Annotated in this window: 3 protein-coding genes; 2 read left to right on the plus strand and 1 reads right to left on the minus strand. The window is 30.1% G+C overall.

Annotated elements, in window-relative coordinates:
• Together CW357_RS18815 and CW357_RS17875 are read left to right on the plus strand one after the other, a co-directional pair.
• Positions 1-885 (plus strand): RHS repeat-associated core domain-containing protein (locus CW357_RS18815; RefSeq protein ID WP_305794149.1); only part of this gene is annotated, 885 nt, incomplete at its 5' end.
• A gap of 605 nt (positions 886-1,490) precedes the next feature.
• Positions 1,491-1,793 carry a TetR-like C-terminal domain-containing protein gene (locus tag CW357_RS17875; RefSeq protein ID WP_124218798.1) on the plus strand — a complete coding sequence of 101 codons (303 nt, stop codon included), beginning with the start codon at positions 1,491-1,493 and terminating at the stop codon, positions 1,791-1,793.
• A 19-nt stretch (positions 1,794-1,812) separates the two neighbouring features.
• On the opposite strand, the gene CW357_RS17880 is transcribed toward CW357_RS17875, so the two are convergent.
• A complete protein-coding gene (locus CW357_RS17880) occupies positions 1,813-2,217 on the minus strand; it encodes a GNAT family N-acetyltransferase (RefSeq protein ID WP_124218800.1) in 405 nt (134 codons plus the stop codon).
• Between the last annotated feature and the right edge of the window lie 175 nt (positions 2,218-2,392).

The raw sequence follows: 2,392 nt of genomic DNA on the forward strand, positions 1-2,392 counted from the left end.
ACAACGCATGAATACTTCTATAATAACGAAGTACTAGACATGGAAGTCGTAAAGAAAAATGGAAAAGTTACACAATACCGTTATTATGAATGGAATGGCTACACACCACTTGGAATGATTGTTAAAGAAAAGGATGCAACAGGAAACTTCCAAACAAAAGCTTATCAATATATCACCAATCATCGTGGAGATGTATTAAGTATTCGTGATCAGGACGACCAAGAAGTTGGTTCTTACAGTTATGATGCTTATGGAAATGTATTATCCGTAGAAGGTGATGTCGCAAAAGACAATCCTATTCGATATGCGGGTTACTATTATGATGAAGAAACAAAGAATTACTATTTACAAACGAGATACTATAATCCTGAGAATGGCTCATTCTTAGCACTTGATCCACATCCAGGTGATGATGATGAACCTTTATCACAAAATGGATATACTTATGCGAATAATAATCCAGTGATGAACGTGGATCCGGATGGTCAGAAAGCCTTATCTTGGAATCGCTTTAAAAAATCAATACGCTATGGTTTCAAACTTTGGCTTAGCCAATATGTAGGATGGGATAATGCTGAAACAGTTATTGCTTTAATACCTGTATATATTGATAAAATTACTAAGTCTGTAAAAGCAATTTATTCACATAGTAAAAAGCAAAAGTCTCTTAGAAAGGGAATTGAGAAAGCCTTTAAAAAGTCAGTTATAAAAAGTAGATCTTTTAGAAATTCACTGAAAAGAGCAATGAAAAGAGAAGCGAAAAAAGTAGGGAGAAAAGCTTTAGCAAAAGCTTTAGTAAAAGCTAATCTTGGTTGGACGGATGTTGCAATTTTTGCTGGTGGTACAAGTTATGCATATGCATGGAAATATAGAAAGGTAAAATAAAATGAAAATATTAAAATCACTTCATGTTCTTTTTATTTATTTAGGAATAACGTCTGGTATATTATTTTGTGGAATGTTACTCTTGTTAGATGAATCAATTTTTATTAAAAATAGTGTTTCACTTAAAGTTTTTGGCGTTTTATTCTTCTTGTTCTTTTTAAGTATTTTAAATACTATCGAGCGTTATTATCAAATTAAATATAAATTTATTTATGCTACAATATCAATTTTTATTAGCTTATTAGTTATAATGATTATTTTTGGTTAAAAGAAATTATTGTAGCTAACCATCGTAATTAACAATTATGTTAAAAATATTCTGCTTATTTATTCAACTTTATTGCAGCCACGAAAATAACTAAATACCAGCGAAAAAACATATTAAAATTAAAAACTTTACTATTTGCTAGTCCAATTTCTTAATATAAGAAGTTGGGCTTTTTTCTTATTCTCTTGCGCTATTTATATCTGATATATCAAATTTTTGTAAGAAGAAGGATTTAGCTATATTTTTGCGAATTGTATGTATTTAAAGAGGTGGTATGTTATGTCTGATTCATCGAATAACATTTGATACATCAATTGTCGACGATCTAATAGATTAAGTGCCAGTCACCAAAACAATTCATTTTTTAAAGCAAGACATTGATTTTTATCGTTTAGGCATAAATACGCAGAGGGCACCAAGCTTTATATTTAAATTAAAGGAAATCGTCATTGAAAAAATTTTAAGTGATTCGAAAATCCCTAAAGAAAGCCAAAAGTCAAAAATGTATGTTTATCGTGTTCATTATCTTATTGGTGGCTTAACGTCTATGTATCAAGATTGGTTAGAAGGAAAATTTGATGGAACTTTGGAGGAACTAACAGAAGCATTCTGCCAAATTACTATTAAGGATTTTAGTTAGGATGAGATAAGTAGGGACTTTATTTAAATTCACATAAAAATCTTTCTACACCAGGATACTTTTCGCCCAATGAAGTAATTTTAAATCCAAACTTTCTATAAAACGCCACTGCTTCTATGTCAGTTTCTGCAATGATAGATGTAAATGTGTATTTTTCAATGAGATATTGAATCATTTTACGTCCTATCCCATTTCCTCTTTCTATTGGAGAAACAGCGATATGCTTAATTTCGCAACTATTATGGTCTATAGCTACTCCGATACAACCAATGATAATCCCTTCTCTCACAAAACCAAATAATTGTTGGTTGGGTGATTGAATGTACTTTGCATATACATTATCAACTTTGTCAATAGAAGTCGCATAGGATAACAACTTTCTTATAGAAGGGTGGGGGATTATAGCATTAATTTCTCTTATCATTTTTTATCATCTCCATTATACGGTCTTTCATCAACAGTTGGTTATAATACGTAAAAATTGTTCCTATTATTTTATATATTACCATTATTTCAAATGTTATGATAAAGTTAAAGAATTCTTTACATTAGATTTTACAATAAACCTAGTGTAAGCGTCAAGTAGTTTTGAACACTTT

This window comes from Rummeliibacillus sp. TYF005 (assembly GCF_003844195.1).
Lineage (GTDB): Bacteria > Bacillota > Bacilli > Bacillales_A > Planococcaceae > Rummeliibacillus.

Excerpts from the sequence above, each read along its gene's own strand:
- CW357_RS17880 (WP_124218800.1), bottom strand. The coding sequence starts at position 2,217 with ATGATAAGAGAAATTAATGCTATAATCCCCCACCCTTCTATAAGAAAG.